This window comes from Bacillus sp. FSL K6-3458 (assembly GCF_038005045.1).
Taxonomy (GTDB): Bacteria; Bacillota; Bacilli; order Bacillales; family Bacillaceae; genus Bacillus; species Bacillus altitudinis.
The window spans coordinates 27,934-41,589 of the sequence record NZ_JBBOSI010000001.1; the positions used below are offsets into that span (position 1 = coordinate 27,934).

17 protein-coding genes and 1 pseudogene are annotated in these 13,656 nt (G+C 37.5%); 3 read left to right on the forward strand and 15 right to left on the reverse strand.

Annotated features, from left to right (window positions below; all coding sequences use genetic code 11):
- Nucleotides 1-51 precede the first annotated feature (51 nt).
- Nucleotides 52-351: a hypothetical protein gene (locus MHH23_RS00165; protein ID WP_008343907.1), complete on the reverse strand. Its 300-nt coding sequence runs from the start codon at nucleotides 349-351 to the stop codon at nucleotides 52-54.
- Nucleotides 348-563: a helix-turn-helix transcriptional regulator gene (locus MHH23_RS00170; RefSeq protein ID WP_008343908.1), complete on the reverse strand. Its 216-nt coding sequence runs from the start codon at nucleotides 561-563 to the stop codon at nucleotides 348-350. Before MHH23_RS00170 ends, MHH23_RS00165 begins: the two co-directional genes overlap by 4 nt.
- A gap of 324 nt (nucleotides 564-887) precedes the next feature.
- On the opposite strand from MHH23_RS00170, the pseudogene MHH23_RS00175 reads away from it, so the two are divergent.
- From MHH23_RS00175 to darG, 3 genes and pseudogenes are all read left to right on the forward strand, one after another.
- Nucleotides 888-1,054, forward strand: a pseudogene (locus MHH23_RS00175) (IS3 family transposase); the annotation flags it as partial.
- Between the two features lie 73 nt (nucleotides 1,055-1,127).
- On the forward strand, nucleotides 1,128-1,721 hold the full coding sequence (locus tag MHH23_RS00180; RefSeq protein ID WP_340958664.1) for a DarT ssDNA thymidine ADP-ribosyltransferase family protein: 594 nt from the start codon (nucleotides 1,128-1,130) through the stop codon (nucleotides 1,719-1,721).
- Nucleotides 1,705-2,793 (forward strand): type II toxin-antitoxin system antitoxin DNA ADP-ribosyl glycohydrolase DarG, encoded by a 1,089-nt coding sequence (gene darG / locus MHH23_RS00185; RefSeq protein WP_340958666.1) that lies wholly within the window; start codon nucleotides 1,705-1,707, stop codon nucleotides 2,791-2,793. Before MHH23_RS00180 ends, darG begins: the two co-directional genes overlap by 17 nt.
- Before the next feature lie 584 nt (nucleotides 2,794-3,377).
- On the opposite strand, the gene MHH23_RS00190 is transcribed toward darG, so the two are convergent.
- From MHH23_RS00190 to MHH23_RS00250, 13 genes are all read right to left on the reverse strand, one after another.
- Nucleotides 3,378-3,983 carry an ABC-2 transporter permease gene (locus MHH23_RS00190; protein ID WP_035390634.1) on the reverse strand — a complete coding sequence of 202 codons (606 nt, stop codon included), beginning with the start codon at nucleotides 3,981-3,983 and terminating at the stop codon, nucleotides 3,378-3,380.
- Nucleotides 3,967-4,842, reverse strand: a complete 876-nt coding sequence (locus tag MHH23_RS00195) for an ABC transporter ATP-binding protein (RefSeq protein ID WP_024719131.1) — start codon at nucleotides 4,840-4,842, stop codon at nucleotides 3,967-3,969. Before MHH23_RS00195 ends, MHH23_RS00190 begins: the two co-directional genes overlap by 17 nt.
- A 5-nt stretch (nucleotides 4,843-4,847) precedes the next feature.
- Nucleotides 4,848-5,219 (reverse strand): GntR family transcriptional regulator, encoded by a 372-nt coding sequence (locus MHH23_RS00200; protein WP_008343911.1) that lies wholly within the window; start codon nucleotides 5,217-5,219, stop codon nucleotides 4,848-4,850.
- A 172-nt stretch (nucleotides 5,220-5,391) separates the two neighbouring features.
- On the reverse strand, nucleotides 5,392-6,519 hold the full coding sequence (locus MHH23_RS00205; RefSeq protein ID WP_340958669.1) for a DUF418 domain-containing protein: 1,128 nt from the start codon (nucleotides 6,517-6,519) through the stop codon (nucleotides 5,392-5,394).
- Between the two features lie 146 nt (nucleotides 6,520-6,665).
- On the reverse strand, nucleotides 6,666-6,863 hold the full coding sequence (locus MHH23_RS00210; protein ID WP_047946106.1) for a hypothetical protein: 198 nt from the start codon (nucleotides 6,861-6,863) through the stop codon (nucleotides 6,666-6,668).
- 23 nt (nucleotides 6,864-6,886) lie between these two features.
- Nucleotides 6,887-7,306 carry a TlpA family protein disulfide reductase gene (locus tag MHH23_RS00215; protein WP_047946105.1) on the reverse strand — a complete coding sequence of 140 codons (420 nt, stop codon included), beginning with the start codon at nucleotides 7,304-7,306 and terminating at the stop codon, nucleotides 6,887-6,889.
- Nucleotides 7,306-7,821 (reverse strand): HEAT repeat domain-containing protein, encoded by a 516-nt coding sequence (locus MHH23_RS00220; RefSeq protein ID WP_024719127.1) that lies wholly within the window; start codon nucleotides 7,819-7,821, stop codon nucleotides 7,306-7,308. Before MHH23_RS00220 ends, MHH23_RS00215 begins: the two co-directional genes overlap by 1 nt.
- A gap of 18 nt (nucleotides 7,822-7,839) precedes the next feature.
- Nucleotides 7,840-9,234, reverse strand: a complete 1,395-nt coding sequence (skfF, locus tag MHH23_RS00225; RefSeq protein ID WP_340960122.1) for a sporulation killing factor system integral membrane protein — start codon at nucleotides 9,232-9,234, stop codon at nucleotides 7,840-7,842.
- Between the two features lie 19 nt (nucleotides 9,235-9,253).
- Nucleotides 9,254-9,976: an ABC transporter ATP-binding protein gene (locus MHH23_RS00230; RefSeq protein ID WP_340958673.1), complete on the reverse strand. Its 723-nt coding sequence runs from the start codon at nucleotides 9,974-9,976 to the stop codon at nucleotides 9,254-9,256.
- A gap of 17 nt (nucleotides 9,977-9,993) precedes the next feature.
- The gene (locus MHH23_RS00235) at nucleotides 9,994-11,484 is read right to left on the reverse strand and encodes a CPBP family intramembrane glutamic endopeptidase (RefSeq protein ID WP_340958674.1); all 1,491 of its coding nucleotides are present in this window, start codon (nucleotides 11,482-11,484) and stop codon (nucleotides 9,994-9,996) included.
- Nucleotides 11,477-12,712: a sporulation killing factor system radical SAM maturase gene (gene skfB, locus MHH23_RS00240; protein ID WP_340958676.1), complete on the reverse strand. Its 1,236-nt coding sequence runs from the start codon at nucleotides 12,710-12,712 to the stop codon at nucleotides 11,477-11,479. The genes MHH23_RS00235 and skfB overlap by 8 nt, the downstream gene beginning before the upstream one ends.
- A gap of 64 nt (nucleotides 12,713-12,776) precedes the next feature.
- Nucleotides 12,777-12,944: a sporulation killing factor gene (skfA, locus tag MHH23_RS00245; protein WP_017366484.1), complete on the reverse strand. Its 168-nt coding sequence runs from the start codon at nucleotides 12,942-12,944 to the stop codon at nucleotides 12,777-12,779.
- A gap of 263 nt (nucleotides 12,945-13,207) precedes the next feature.
- Nucleotides 13,208-13,606: a RidA family protein gene (locus tag MHH23_RS00250; protein WP_340958678.1), complete on the reverse strand. Its 399-nt coding sequence runs from the start codon at nucleotides 13,604-13,606 to the stop codon at nucleotides 13,208-13,210.
- Nucleotides 13,607-13,656 lie beyond the last annotated feature (50 nt).

A 13,656-nucleotide genomic window follows, 5' to 3' on the forward strand; every position in this document is an offset into this window, starting at 1 on the left:
TTTCTCTTCCCTTCATGATGAAGAACTCTAGCTCACATCCATCGATGAAAATTAATATTTTCTTTCACAATAGATGATGCCGATTGTATTTGCGCAAACACTTGATACATACATAAACGTAATTGCTATATAAAACCACTCTGTTGGAGATGAGAATTGATGGACCAAAGATTGAACGACAGCAACCAATATATAGGCTAAAGCCACACCTATAATGGAAAAACTTCCGGCTTTCGCTAAAATAAATTGACCTCGTTCATCATGTTTATATTCACGGTTTTTCTTAAATTGAAAGGCCGTGCTTAAAATAGAAAGGGTAATGAGAGAATAAAGTATGATCGTCGTTATCATTGTTGTTCCTCCTTGTCGACCTCTTGAAATACGTCATACAAATCAACTTCAAATGTCCTAGCAATTTGAAATGCTAATTTTAAAGACAAAGAATATTTACCATTTTCAATCGCTGCCACAGTTTGACGAGTCACACCTAACTTCTCTGCCAAATCCTTTTGTGTCCAGTCTCTTTCTGCCCGTAATACTTTCATTCTATTTTTAATTTCCATTTCAGATTCCTTCCTTAAAGGTTGTTTTATTTAACATAATGTTAAAAATAATTAACATTATGTTAAATAACAATAACCTTTTTTCTGCTGGATGTCAATTTCATATGAATCAAAAAAGAATCATCTACTCTGTAAAATTAAGGACAAGTGAATGTACCTTCTTATAAACAGAGTAAGTTTTATTATTTAATATCACACATTAAATAATTTAAAAGTACATCACTTATATGAGACTGACCCCATAAGATAAGGCAAATAAAAAACACCTTGAAGTTTGAAAGCGGATCGTTGTGATCCGATATAAAACATGGAGGTGTTTTTTCTATGGCGACAAGAGTGAGTTATCCGCTTGAAGTCAAGCAGAGGGCTGTAGAAATGAGATTGGCAGGCGTACTTATGAAAGAGAGGAATTGAATATCAAGAATAAGATGCAGGTTCAGACATGTGTGAGGTGTCATAAAGCTAGGGATACACACAGGTTCGAACAACCTAGATATTATAATTGTAGAATAAAACTAACATGCTTGCTATATTGGCAATATTATATTAAGGTGGAATTTTAACATGGCGATAGATAATATAAAAACGGGAAAACTCTTATATCATTTGACACGATTGTCGAATTTAGACTCTATATTGGAACATGGTTTAATATCAAGGAAATTAGTTAAGGATAATGGTGTTCGTTTCTTTGATATTGCAGATTCAGAGATTATTTCTAAACGTACAGAACTTGGACTGGATGAATATACTCCATTTCACTTTCATCCATATTCTTCATTTGATGTTGCTGTAAAAAGCACATATGAAGATGAAGATTTTATGTATATTTGTATTACAAGAGAATTAGCTAAACATAATAAGTTTAAAATATTACCAACACATCCACTTAATATTGAAGGAAATTATCATTTATATAACTATGACGAAGGTTTTGAAAAAATCGATTGGAATACGATGCACACATTAGGTACGGAAGATCGATATACTAAGAATGTAAAAATGGCTGAATGTTTGACGCCTTTATCTGTTCCTGCTAAGTTCTTTCAGTGCATTTATGTGAAAAATGAAAAAACAAGGTCGGTTGTTCAGAATAAATTGCAATCTAAAGGTATTAACGAAACGCCACCGTTTGTGAATATTGGACGGTGGTTATAGAAAATCTGCTAAAAGAAAGTGGGGTGAAAACGTGATTATTTATACAACTGGTGACTTGCTAGAATCGTCAGCCGAGGCACTGGTTAATACTGTAAACTGCGAAGGGTATATGGGAAAAGGCATTGCATATCAATTTAAGTTGAAATTTCCAGAGAACAATAAGGATTATGTCAAAGCTTGTAAGACAGGTGAGCTGCAGATTGGAAGGCTTCACTATTTTAAAGAAGACGGTAAAATTATAGTGAATTTCCCAACTAAAAATAAATGGAGAGCAAAATCCAAAATGGAATATGTAGAAAAAGGACTGGATGAACTCGTCCCGTTAATTGAAAAGTTAGGTATTCAATCCATAGCTATTCCGCCTTTAGGTGCTGGTAATGGAGGATTAGTTTGGAGCGAAGTGAAAACGATAATTGAGAAAAAATTGGATTTAGTAGATGAAAAGATCCAAATTTACATTTTTGAACCATCTCAAAATTACGTATCACAACCGAAAGTAGAACCTAATCTAAATTTATCAGCGCTTGTATTAATGAGTATTAAACATCACCTTAATAAATTTGATACGTTAAGACTTCAAAAAACAGCTTTCTATATGGACGTTTTTTCTAGGGAAAGTTACTTCAATTTCACTAGACATAAATATGGTCCATACGATAACTCTATTGCCATCATTAGTAAGAATATCAAAGAATTTCAGAAGTATCATGGTGTGATGAATACTGAAGAAGCATATGGGATTCTCTACAATAAAATTGTGAGCGGTCAGATAGAATTAAAAATGGGAACTTTAGAGCCATTTATCCAAAGAGCAGCAGAGTACGTTAACAGTTTGAGTTCTAACCATGAACTGGAATGCTTATCGACAATTACTTATTTATTAAAGGAGAAAGAAGAACTATCTCAGGAAGAAATTGTCGATGAATTTAATTACTGGTCAGAAGATAAGGCAAAGAGGTTTTCTGAAGAGGAAATCATAAATGGAATTGATAAGTTATTCGAAACGGATATTATTGAAAAAACTTTAATGGGATACGCGCTTAGCCAAAGGCGTGCTTTCCATCATAGTTAATTAGCAGAACTTTTTAGCATCTCACATGAGATGCTATTTTTTTATGACCAATCTTAGGAAGATGTGAAGCTCAAGTTTGATTTATAAAAATCTTTGAGTCGGAAAATAGTTTTTTGTTAAGCTCTTTTCAACAGATTTACAGTAATTAAAAGTGGGAGGTCAGTAATCCAAATTATCATAAAAACTTGTGTAAATTCAAGTAATACTTCAGCTAAATTGATTTCTGTTTCTTATTTTGTTTTAAAAAATACTGCACAGTACAAATATACTGTGCAGCAGGAAATTAAAAAGGACTAACCCCACAAGAACGTCCTTATTCAACTAAAAGTGCTTTAGCACAACAACAACATTATATTTTTGTTTTAGTAAATGAAGTCATTTGTTGTACAAAAAAAGGATCGATAGGGCATAATTTCTACTGCTCATCTATCTTTTTTAATTTATCTCTTAAAATGTCTGACATTAAATTGAACTTAATGTTGATAAGGGTTTAAGAAATATCTGGACTAATAATAAAACTTTTTGAAAAGGAATTCCTCAAAATGAATGATTCTTTATTATGATCTGTTTGTATTCTAGCTAAATTAAAACACTTTCCTCTGGTAAATCGCAGTAGAAAGTCCCCAAGACAGCAAGTAGATGAGCATAATCAGTACAGTTGACCCCGTATATACAATAGGGATCGATAAATTCATGATAAAATCAGTGATCCCACTGAATTGCTCTGCTAAATAGAAAACAACAGGCGGTCCCATAGCAGATAAGACGATAAAGCCAATGATCACTGCCGTTGTGATATAACCAGGCTTTAAGATATAAAACAATGGAAACGTACATGCTGCGAACAATAAAAACAACCCGCTGCCAATCGCAATATCTGACAGCGAAAACAGCTTCCCAAACACAAATAATGCAGCACTTGTCAGCACGATCGCAATACTCATATAGAAAATGGCGCCAAGATAACGTGATGCGATAATTTCTTTACGTGTATAGGGCAAGGAATTTAATAGAATATTCGTTTCTGCCTTCTCATCATAAGCATATGTGTTAAATGGAATGAAGACACTAGCGACTAGAAACGTTAATACTGGATGGACATCCATGAAAATGAAAAATAAGATAAACGGAATAAAAATAAGTAACTGCTTCTTTTGCAAAATCACATCACGCTTAATTAAATGAAACATGCGCAACCCCGCCTTTCAAATAAAACATGATATCCTCAAGCGACGCCGGTTCAATCACAACAGCATCCCCAAAAATAAGTTTCACCTCATCAATCCGATCTGTTAATGCTTCAAATCCGGCTGCCGTACGCTGAATATGGATAAACGCCTTTTCTGTGTCTCGATCCAGCAAATCCAGGCTCCCCTTCACCAGCGCATAATTCTCCGCCACCTCATGAATCGACTGTTGAAAGACCAATCTTCCATTTTGTATAAACGCAATATAATCCGCGATGCGATCTAAATCAGTCGTCATATGCGTTGAGAAAAAAATCGTTCGATTTCCATCAATCATCAATTCTTGTAACGTGCCGAGCAGCTCTCTTCTAAAGACCGGATCTAAACCAGCAGTTGGTTCATCCATGATTATCAGCTCTGCATGGTGCGACAGCGCAATCGCAAGCGATGCCTTCATCTGCATCCCTTTTGAAAATGTTTTGATCGCTTTATTCAGCGGAAGACCAAACTGTTCAATATATTGATAAAATAGTCTATCATCCCAGCGTTTATAGGCAGGTGCCACAATTCGTTTGATGTCTTTTAAATTCAATCCTGGGAAAAAAACGTTAGCATCGTAAACAAAGCCAATTCGTTCCTTAATCTCTTTTTCATGGGTGCGATAATCTAATCCAAAAATTTTAACCTCACCAGAATCTGGTTTTAACAAATTCATGATCATTTTAATCGTGGTCGACTTACCGGCTCCATTTTCTCCAATAAACCCCGTAACAAAGCCCTTTTTGACCTGTAAATCAAGATTCTGCACAGAAAAGTCTTTGAACCGTTTTGATACTCCTTTGAATTCAATCACATGCTCCACTCATCTCACTCCTCATACAAGAACTTTAATAACTGCTGCAATTCATCAAAAGATAAGCCTAATTCCTTGCCGTTTGTAACAACCGCTCCAAGCTGTTCCTCAATCACCTTCAATTTTTTCTCTCTCATGACCTCTAGGTTTTGCTCGGCAACAAATGATCCCTTACCGACAATCGAATAAATAAATCCTGCCTTCTCTAACTCTTCATATGCACGTTTTGTTGTGATGACGCTGATTTGTAAATCCTTCGCCAGCTTTCGGATAGACGGCAGTCCCGCACCTTCTGCAAGCTCACCCGTTAAGATCAACGATTTGATTTGCGTCGTAATTTGCTCATAGATAGGCTCCTTAGAATGGTTAGAAATCGTAATTTGCATATAAAAACCTCTTTTTTCTGTACTGGTATTCGCAATGAAATATTGTATATACACTATATATACATTATATACACACTGAAAAAATATTCAACTCCTTTTATGAACTTTTTTGAATGCGATCAACTAAAAAACCGCACAGCTCTTCAGCCATGCGGTTCCTCAACAAATCAATTTATCTCCAATATACCCATTTTCCCATAAGCCATTCCACAGGCCCTCTTCTCCACTTTTTCAAATAGAGATAGCTGATGAACAGCTGAGCTGTGTAAAGTCCAACAGCAAGTACCAGTCCAAACATTGAGCCCATTTGTCCGAATAACCCAAGTCCGTAAGAATAGAAAATCGTTGTACAAATAATAGATTGAGCCAAATAGTTTGATAAAGACAATCGGCCCAGTCCTGCAAGCAAACGTTTCAACCCTTGTGCAGCCTTTGAATAGTAGAAGAAAATAAAAGCTTGAATATAACCGATCGTCAGAACATAGGCTCCTAACGTCAACACCATTTCACTCCAAGGAGCATCACTGAACGTTGCACATTTTAAAGCGAGCCCGATGATAATCATCCAAACCCAGCCTTTACGATAAGCCATGCCTCGATCTTCTTCTGTCAAATGACCTTTTTTCCCGATCGCCATGCCAAGCAGTGCAAATGGACCGATCATGATAGGAGCATAGAGAAGACTTAAAATTGGTGTCAGAGTAAGTGTTACAATTGCCATAATGATGGAGACGATTACCATATCATCTTCGATTGTAATCCGGCTCAACACAATATCGCCATATGTACCAGTTCCATATACATTTGTTAATAATTCAGAATTTCCGTAAATAAAATTCATTAGAGATGGATAAATCACTAAAGATACGGCACCTAAAATACCCGACCATATAAACACTGTTTTGATTCGGCTGTGTATAAACATCATTAGGAAAAACGTACAAGCTCCATAATAGAGAAGAATGTCACCATTCCAAATAAAGATTAAATGCAGCATCCCAAGCACAATAAGACCAAAGCCGCGGCGGACGACAATAGCATTCGTATTCAGCCCCTTGGCCTTTGTGGATTCAATCAGTTTGATAAAAGAATACCCAAACAAAAAGGAGAAAATCGGATAAAATGACCCCTGGAACAAGATTTCCGTGACATATACCCCAAACTCCTGTCCCCATATGCTCGGATCAAACATCTTCTCAAAATCATAATCATATTGAAAATTAAGCATATTCACAATCAAAATACCTAATAAACTAAAACCACGTAAACTATCAATAAACTCAACCCTAGATCCCTTCAACACGACAGCTCCTTCGGAAAATATAAAAATAAAGCATATTTATCCTACCACACTTTTAAAAAATTGGATCTCATCCCCATGTGAAAAATCATGTTTTAAGGTAAATTTAATAAAAAAACCTAGAATTTAGATTCTAGGTATCCTACTTATGATTGATGACTCTTTTCATCCTTCCAAAGCACACGCTTCACATAAAACAAAATCCCCAATCCAAACAAAATCAACGGCAACTCCCAGTCTGCAGAAATCGGCAGCCAATTCAACAGCATGAGAATCAGCAAAACAGCTCCCACACTTGCATAAAAGACCACCGTTTTTTTCAATTCTTGGTTTGATTGAAACAAAGCACTCTCCTCCACAACTCTAATTATGATCGTTTTTCTAGTTTTTTTAATATTTTTTCCCAGCCGGTATCTCCCATTTTCCGATCAATTAATTGTCCCTCTTTATCTATGAGGCAAAAACTTGGCAATCCTTGAATTTTATATTTTGTGACAATCTCATAATCTTGATCCAACACAATGGGAGCAATGAGATTCTTTTCCTCCGCATATTTCGAAACAACCTCTATCGATTTTTCTTCTTCCGTATATGGAACATGGACACAGGTTAAATGGATACTCAACTGATCCACACTATGTAGAATGTGATCGGTTAATTCTTCACAATGCGGACAGTTAACTGACCAAAAATAAACAAGGTGAGTATGCCCTTCAGGTAAACACCGCTGATGTGAAGAATGAATCCAAGGAAGGTGCTCAGGCCATTTAAGTATTTGCGTTTCCACTACTCATCCCCCTTTTCTTTTAATTGAAAAGCGATGATTTTTCCTAGTGCCTCTTCTGCAGCAAAAGGGGCCACATTTCCTGATGGATTCTCTTGTTCCTGTTTTAGGCACTCGTACATATTTTTTTCGATTTTTGATGGGTCAATCCAAGAGATACACCACGACGCCCAAAAACAAGTAGGACCCTTATAGCGTTTTGCCAAAGGCAGAAGAAATGGCAAACTAGGCTGACCAATTCTCATGAGTGAGATCGCAGCCGCCATTCTTGTCTCCTCTTCTTCACTTTCTAACAGTTTGGCAAGAGCTTCTGCTGCGTCCCCTGCATCTGCTCCAAATTCACCAAGAACCGCTGCTGCAATATTCCGCAAAGAACCCTCTTCTTTTAAGGCTTCAACAAGCACTGGCACTGCCTCTTTTCCTGATTTCCTTAACTCCCCCATGGCTTGAACGATCGTTACTTCATTGGTATTGACTAAACGTTGAACCGATTGGGATAGCTTATCTTCTGGTTTCATGACAATCAACTCCTCTTTTTAATGAGTCCCACGGCATCGATAACACATCACATAACATACACATCCAGCAAATACACATGTCATCGTTGTAAACCAGCCATTAGTGAACAGATGAATCCCAATGATGACCGCAGCACTTATGACAGATCCGATGAGCAATGATCGATAATAGATGCCCAAAGAAAGACTCGCTTCTCGTCTCAAAGGCTGCGTAAAGGCAAAGAGCCGTATGGTCAAAAACCAAATATAAACCCCTACCCCATAAATGGCCCAATACAATACATCATGAATCTCTAACAAGATAAGAGAAATCAAGTAGACACCATACAACCAAAAGGTTTGAAACACTTCCAATAGAAGAATCTTTTGATATAAAGCACCCGGAAAAAGATACAGTACTCGCGTTTGCCCGTGTCTTACAATCCCAGCGTAATATGAACTGAGCAGGACAGATGCACCAATGACCAAAAAGAATAGAGTCAACCAATCTGAAAAATAAGAACTGACGACATAGTAAGTACCGATCAACAGCATGGTAGATAACAGATGGAAGGAAGCATACTTTTTGATCATCAATATTTCTAGCCAAAGGAAAGCCCAGATGCCCGTTAATGTTGAAAGCCCCCACCACGTCTTGCTTTTCTTTGGACTTATTGGATTTGCATGAACCTGTTTCCCCTCAAATTCCTCCCAAAATGCCGCCTCTTTGACTAACGACTCCATCATCTCTATACGATGACTCGACCTGTACATCATCATGAAAGATAAAATCATCGCTCCAAGTAATATCAATACAGAAATGAATGAAAACTCCTCTATCATGCGTCCGACTTGATACATCAAAGAAGCAGATATCTCCATCATTGACGACTGTTTCAATATCAATTGATTCAAAGTGAGCAATGAAAGACAACCAAACATCAGTATAAAACCAATGAAGAGCACTCGCTTATATACTTGAATGGTTCTTGCACAAGATACCGCAATCATCCATGTTTCGATCATACATAACAGCGCTGTTAACAGGAGTGATTTACCAAGTAGAAAAAAGTACTGCTGCGTTAAACAAAGAAGGAGGATATCAGCCATCACAGCAGAAACAATGAGAAGAGCACATCGCCAAAAAATGTGATATACCCATACACTCATCACAACTGTCCATAAGGAAGCACCACTTCCATACAACCACATGATATCGTTCATCTGACTAGGCAGCCTATTCGAAAACAAGCCAAAGCCAGTATAAAGAACAAATAAAACGACAATGATCCATCCAGCTGTACTTGCATTCCAATCGCCCATACTTGAGACTGCGCTCAGCTGAAAACCGATGGCAGCCATCATAAGTAGCAAGATCAGAAAGGGCATTTTCTTTTCTTGATTTTTACTGATCAAGCGCCTTTGGGATTTCATCCATAAAAGGGAAAGCGTGTTATTCACTAGACCACTCCCCTAAGAGTTGAATGACTTCTGCCCGCCACTTCATTTGTTCTTCCTGCCGCTTAGGAACAGTGATACTTTTCATGATGGCACCATCTCGAATCAATATCACCCTGCTAGCCGTATCAAGAACAAACTCTAGACTATGAGTGGACACAAGAACCGAACCTCCTTGAAGGCTCTTCTGTATCAGCCAATCTGACAGCCATTGTTTCGAAGGGATGTCTAACCCAACAGTCGGCTCATCTAAAATAAAAAGGGAGGCATCTTGCACAATGGCCCCTGCTAAGACGACACGCTGTTTTTGACCTCTTGAAAGCCTTCCGCACAATTCGTTCATCTTCATTTCGATATGTACTTCTTTCAACGCCTCAAATACCTTTTCTTTGATTTGTTTTAAACCTTTATGATAGCCCCTCGCACGGAATTGAACATGTTCAGCAACCGTTAAATCTGGGTACAAATATGGCTGATCTGGAATAAGAGCTACTTGTTTTTGGACATGAGAATGACCAGGAGGAAATCCCTCTATGAGTATTTCCCCTTGATCAGGTTGATAGAGACCTGTTAAACATCGAATGGTTGTCGTCTTCCCCGCACCATTAGGCCCAAGCAGCGCCACAACCTCCCCTGCTTCAATGGAAAATGAAAGGCCCTCTATCCCATCACCATTGCTATATCGTTTGCTTACATTCTGAACCTCCATGAATGGCATCAAATCTCTCCCTTTTATTAGAGTGATGTATGCTGAGGCTTTTTGGTATGTAGATATCTTTGAAGTTTAAATTGCCATAAGGGCATACAAACGAGCACAAAATTGTGAATAAAATGTGCCGCCAGTACACAAATAAATCCATAATGCATAAAAAGAAAACCAAGAAAACATCCAAAAATAAAAAGATGCGCCCAGCGAATCCATCTTGGATCATAACCAGTAACCTGATGCATAATTGCCCATAAAAAAGATGATATTAAAATGGACAATATCGCATTCCCACTAAACCAAAATATAAGAGAAATCATTAAGAGTCGGTATATTACTTCTTCCCCAATAGAACTTTGTAGACTCATATTAAGCCCTTGTCTTAAAGTAAATCCAGATAAAAACATACTTCTATTCGATAGTTCCGGAGAAATACGTAATTTATTCATTCTCTCTAACAGGTAAAAGACCAGTGATGTGATGCCTAGACTAATTAACCCAGCGCTAAGACCAATAAAAGTTTGTCCAACGATTTCATCTAAAAATTTCATTTCTAATTCATTCGCAAGAGCGCCTCCTGCCAATGAACATATAAATACTACAAATCCTGTCAATAATCCTGCAAACAAAGTAGAGAGTATACCAAGTAATTTAACAGTTTGAACACTCATCCTAGCATCGTAAGCATTTACTATCGTTAACTGTATATCCTCCTTAATTGTGAGAGATTGCACTAGTACAATCATGAAACCCAGCATAAAACTTAATGTGAGGTTAATTTGAACATTCATTAAGACTAAAACTAATATAGCCATGATCATCGCAGCAGCTGATCCTAACATACCTGAGAGACCAAAAGTAGACTCAACTTGTTCATCTCTTATTACTTTATTCATCTGATCCGTTAAAATCTCTGTATCTGTGCCGATATATGTGATCACACCAGATTGCATTTCAACTGTTACCTTAAGTCGGATATCTTCCTTTTCAGCGAGATACCAATATGTTTTAATTTCACGAAAATCCTCTTCTTTTGAACCAGAACCAGTTGGTTTTGTCTTAGCCCATAATCCCTTTGAAGAACAAGTCAATTGATCTTTTAAACCTTCTAGTGAAATCTGACCGTCTTTTTTAGATATTGAAGTTTGCCTTACATCTGCATAAAAAAAGGTCACTTCCCGTTTAGCGTTTACTCCTATCACGAATGATTGGTTTTGGTGAACAAAACGAACACGCCAAGACTCAACCAATCCCATTTCATGAAGTATATGTCGATTTTTTTTAAGTAAACCTAAATGATGTAACTTATTCACTGTTTCATGATCATACCAATAGACTGAATATACCTCCCAAGCTTCCACGTCTATGCCCACAAACTCTCTAATAAAATCGATACCAACTTTTCTTGCCTCAATTTTATCTAAAAGGTTTGATTCTATTGTTGACACTCTATACTTCGCAAACAGGAAGAGCCCTATCACTCCAAGACCTGACCACAAAATAAAAGTCATACTATTCATGAGTGATGCCTGCTCTCTTTTCATTTTCAAAGGGGAGATCTGGCTCGGATAGTTCAACTTTCCCTATACATTTACAGTTTTTCGCTTCACATTTCAATTTCAATAGACGTGTTGGTGAACCAATATCAGAAAAAGAATCAGTTAGAATATGACCTAAAGGAATATCCTCTAATTGACAAGGTGTCACATAACCGTCTGCCCTTATATACCAAGCCAAATAACCCGGTGTACAAAAATCAGTTGTAAAAGAACTATCTTCATGCTCCCAATCAATTATATTCAAATGATGTCCCCACTTAGAACGTGCCTGCTGTAACTGGCTTTGAACACGATGTTCAAATGAAGTTTCTAGCGCTTTAAAATTCTTTGTAGCACGTCCTACGGATAATGTCTTACCAGCACGGAAAATAGAGGCATTTGCTTTTGCACAATGATCAACAACCTCCGCTACTTGATCAGCGTTCATTTCATTGATGGTCATTGCAACAATTACAGGAACATTCACTTCTGTTAACCGCTGGATGGTTTCCATACTTTCCTGAAAAGCACCTTTCCTTCCCCTTAAGGAATTGTGAGTGTCGCTCGTACCGTCAATACTAATTTGTACAGATACATTTCCTAGATGACTGAGTAATTCCACTTCTTCTTGTCTCCAGTTTAAGCCATTGCTAAAAACGTTTACGTTCGTAAATAATGAACTCGCAACCATCACAATTTCTTTAAAACCCTTTATGAGCTTGGCTTCGCCCCCTGTTAAAGTCACATCAGCCACACCTTGCGCAGCTAGTTTTTGCATCACATTAATCCACTGGGAACATGTTAACTCTTCAGGATAGGGCTTACCGGAACTAGCATAGCAAAAGGAACAACCTAAGTTACAAGCGTTTGTTAATTGGAGAGTACAGCTAATGGGCAAATAGGACTGTAAAGATCCTGTAAATTGAATAGGTTGATCCAATAACCCCTGTGTCCAAGCTTCTGTAAAAGGATGAGCACTCAATTCTTCACGCAACTGATCAGCTGTTAGCTTTTCCTTTTTAACGATTTCCCAGATACGAGCAGTTTTGCTCACGTCTTTATTCTTAGATAATAAAAATGCAAGCTGAGCCCCTCTTCCACTCAATCTAAAGTAATACATTGATTTTCTATCTATCATGACTGCGCCATGAGGCTGCAAATGAATCGCTAGTTCAGGTAAATCGTATTCTGCCAGTTGATTACTTGACATAAATAGACACCCCTTTTATAGAATAAGGAGCTAGCAATATATGCTTAACTCCCTATGTTATTCATTAAATAGCTCTCATTGCAGGATGTGGCAGTGCACAAACTCGTGTCATTGCAATACTCTTTGAGGCCCAGCACCCCATACATCCAGCTGCCTTAACAATTGAAGTACCACCTGGACGCTTAAGGCTTTTTTTACTCACAGATTCCCATTCTTTTTGGTTTCTTGTCATAAGTAAAACCTCCTCTAGAAATTTGCATAGTGTCAATAGACCCAATCGCTATGCACCCTGATATTACCATATGAAAAATGTCGAAGTAAGGGGAATCATGTAAAATATTCTAAAAAAATACTTAAAAGGTATTTATATCAATAAATTAGAGAGAACTAAATATAAAAAAGATTGGATATGAAAATCCAATCTTTTATCCCATACTTCCCTTATGCAAAAATTTTTCATTATCTACCTCATCAAGACCATCATTAAGCCAACTCTTAAACCGAATCCATATCCCGACAAGCCCAAGCATCCACCTCAACCTTTAAAGCAGGTGAAGCCAAAGCCACCACATAAATCATCGTCATACAAGGCAGGTGATCCCCTAAAAACTGACCCATGATTCGTTTTCTACTCTCGGCATCAAACTCACCTACCAAATAAAACACAAGCTTTGTTATATCTTCTACTTTCATATCTGCCGCTTCTACATTGCGTTTTACATTCTCTAACGCTAGCTCGAGCTGTTCCATCGGGCTCGCTGGGATGGTCCCATCGACTTCCATCCCCACTTGTCCTGATAAGGTTAACCAACGCTGCGGTCCTGTTGTCTCTATTTGATGGATGTACGGTGCAACTGGCGCGTGAATGTTCTCAGGATTACGTGATGTTTTCATTGATCAAACCCCTTTTCTGAAAATACAATCAATTTACACCTATCATACCA